General features: G+C 51.0%; 3 protein-coding genes and 1 pseudogene. 1 reads left to right on the top strand and 3 read right to left on the bottom strand.

Translation table 11 applies throughout. The annotated features are described in order from the left end of the window. The 3 genes and pseudogenes from J7438_RS28545 to J7438_RS25025 all read right to left on the bottom strand — a co-directional run. The coding region (locus tag J7438_RS28545) for a DUF3322 domain-containing protein (protein ID WP_209278770.1) at window positions 1–169 on the bottom strand (169 nt) is incomplete at its 3' end. Continuing rightward, the gene (locus J7438_RS25030; RefSeq protein WP_209278769.1) at window positions 170–730 is read right to left on the bottom strand and encodes a hypothetical protein; all 561 of its coding nucleotides are present in this window, start codon (window positions 728–730) and stop codon (window positions 170–172) included. 189 nt (window positions 731–919) lie between these two features. After that, a pseudogene (locus J7438_RS25025) lies at window positions 920–1,061 on the bottom strand (transposase); the annotation flags it as partial. A gap of 264 nt (window positions 1,062–1,325) precedes the next feature. On the opposite strand from J7438_RS25025, the gene J7438_RS25020 reads away from it, so the two are divergent. Next, window positions 1,326–2,697 (top strand): M26 family metallopeptidase (locus J7438_RS25020; protein WP_209278768.1); only part of this gene is annotated, 1,372 nt, incomplete at its 3' end.

Here is a 2,697-nt window from a genome sequence, read left to right as displayed (position 1 = left end):
CTATCCAGTCCCGAACCTTGACAAACTCCTGGCTGAGCACTTTACCGGACGGTTTGCGAAACGTGATTTCCAGCGGGAACAGGGATTTTCCCCGCAAAACACTTCTCAGAAACGCCCCGGAACTCCAGGGGCGCAGGGATTTTTTCTGTAGTTCGGTGAGAGTAATCATTTAGCTAATGGCTTCTGCCCTGTGCTGGCTTATGGTTTCCTGCAGCAGGCGCTCCTGTTCCTGCTGTTTCTCCTTTTGGCCACCGGATTTGCCACCGGCATCGGAATAAAACTCTTTTTCCGAGTCATCTTCCCGGTAGCGTTCCGAGGCATTGAACAGGAACCAGTTGCGCAGGTCGATTTTGAACTGGTTGATCTCCGGGTCCCGGTGGTTGTCCGCCACAAGTCGTATATAGGTGACTTCGCTGTAGTCAATGGCCGCCAGGGAGCGGTTAATGGTGGCGATTTTATCCCGGATGGTTTGTTGCTGATGATCCAGCCAGTTCTGGAACATGGCCATGTTGTGGATGGTGCCTTCATTGAGCATCTGTTTAAACCGTTGCTCATGGCGGGGCAGGTCTTCCCATTGCAGGGTTTTCAGCTGCTGCTTTTCCTGTTCCAGACTGTTGATCTGAATGGCCAGGGGCTGCCAGTTGATTTCGGCAAAATCCGTATATTTCAGCAGCAGCTTCAGATCCAGCTGCCGCTGGTTCAGCTGGTTAATCTGCTGGTTAAACTGCATCTCGGAAGGTTTGGGGTCATATATGGTCCGCCCCGCTTTGTAAGGAAAAGTTTTCCATCATGATTAAAGAGTAATGCTTCCACTCTCTTAATAAGAGACCGGCCTTTGGGGTGAGGTCTCAATGCCCCTGGCCCTGATCAAGCTCTTTAATCCAGTTATTACGTCGATCGTCGTGTTTATCGGCCACCCTGCCAACGGTTCTGCCACCGTGTATCAGCAGGGTTCGCAGGTAGGCCCGTTTACTGATCCCCGGCAAGGTGGGTACGCCACCGGTAGACTGCTGTTTGATTACCAGTCCAAGCCAGGCTGCCATTTCCCGGCCATTTTTAAATGCTGATATTGGCTGCGTGTTCTATGCAAACTCTGGATAGTGATTAAAAAGTTTTTCGCTAATGTCCATTGGTCTTACAGTCATTCAAATATATACAACCATTCATTTATAAAAATAACACGACGGCTTCAACACGTACCATTAAATAAAAAAAATAAACCGGGAACTTTTACGACACTGCATTTTCGAATAAGAGAGTGTCCGGTAACTTTTTGTGCACTCTCTAATTTACTGTTATGCATTACAGCATCAAGAGCCCTGTTTATGATTCAGCAACCCACTCAGCAACCCATCATTCAGCAACCAATTTGCGACAGCGCTTCCCAATGTTCAGGGAATGGCAACGAACATTCCTGGCTCGGCCATGGCGTTGCTGTTGCTAAAGCATTTGCGAAATCATTGATTCCAACGGAAGATCCTCACCTCGGTTTCAATTCCCGCAAAGCAGTGGAAGATCTTGTGCGACTGGCCACAGCAACTATCCTGCCGTCGAGTTCCATCCTTTTCATGGTGAAAGATATGGCCAATGCCTGGTCCGGGAGCGGTTTGCCCGGGCCGGATGCAAAACCGGAATTACCACAGACATCAAAAGAAATCCGGGAAGAGGCTCAGGAAAAAGAAACCGGCTCGAAAGACGTACCCCTTCAACAGACATCCACGGCCCGCTATCAAGGGAGTCAGGGAACCAAAGGACTGCTTGCCCTTGGCACGCTGGCCAGCTCTTTTCAGTATGCCAATTCGAAACAGATTAATGATGCAGAAACCCTGGGCAAGATTGGTCGAGATCGCGACTATCCACTGGACGGTACCTATCAACAGACAGCAGATATTGTTGTCACTAATGGTCATCGTCGTATTCCCGGTGCATTCTCTGGGGAGTACGATGGGCAGTGCCATACCATCAGCGGCCTGTCTGACTGTTTTGTTGACACTCTGAAAGGCAGCATCAGGAACCTTCACTTTACTGGTGCCAATATAAATTCCCAGAGGACGACTGGGTTAGCAGCCTGTGTTGTTGATTATACTGGCACAGTCAGTAATATCCGGGCGAAAGATGTTCGTATTGACATCACTAATGGTTTTCGTGTTTACGTCGGCATCGGGGGGGGGGTGGTTCACGGAACGGTTGACGACACCACGGTGGTGAAAACCCATGTCTCAGTCCGGGCTTTGTATTCAGACGCCGGCATCGGGGGGGGGTATGTTACAGGAACGGTTGCCAACACCATGGCGGTGGACAGCAGTGTCAAAAACTGGAGTCGGCAAGGAAACGCTGGCATCGGGGGGGCGTATATTGACGGAAGGGTTGTCAACACCACGGCGGAGAACAGCAGGGTCGAAACCTACGGTGAATTTGCATACCCCGGCATCGGGGGGGGGACGGTTAAAGGAATGGTTGACAACACCACGGCGGTGAACAGCCATGTCAAAACCTGGGGTAAGAATACAGACGCCGGCATCGGAGGGGGGTTGGTTAGAGGAACGGTTGTCAGAACCACGGCGGTGAAAAGCTCGGTCGATACCAGTGGTAAATTTGCAAGCGCCGGCATCGGGGGGGGGGAGGTTTACGGAACGGTTGACAAAACCACGGCGGTGAACAGCCATGTCACAACCAGGGGTGGGTATGCAGCTGCGT

Source organism: Thalassotalea sp. G20_0 (genome assembly GCF_017744175.1).
In the GTDB taxonomy this organism is placed as follows: Bacteria; Pseudomonadota; Gammaproteobacteria; order Pseudomonadales; family Endozoicomonadaceae; genus Endozoicomonas.
The sequence above is the reverse complement of the archived record's forward strand: the minus strand, read 5'-3'. Positions and strand labels throughout refer to the sequence as shown.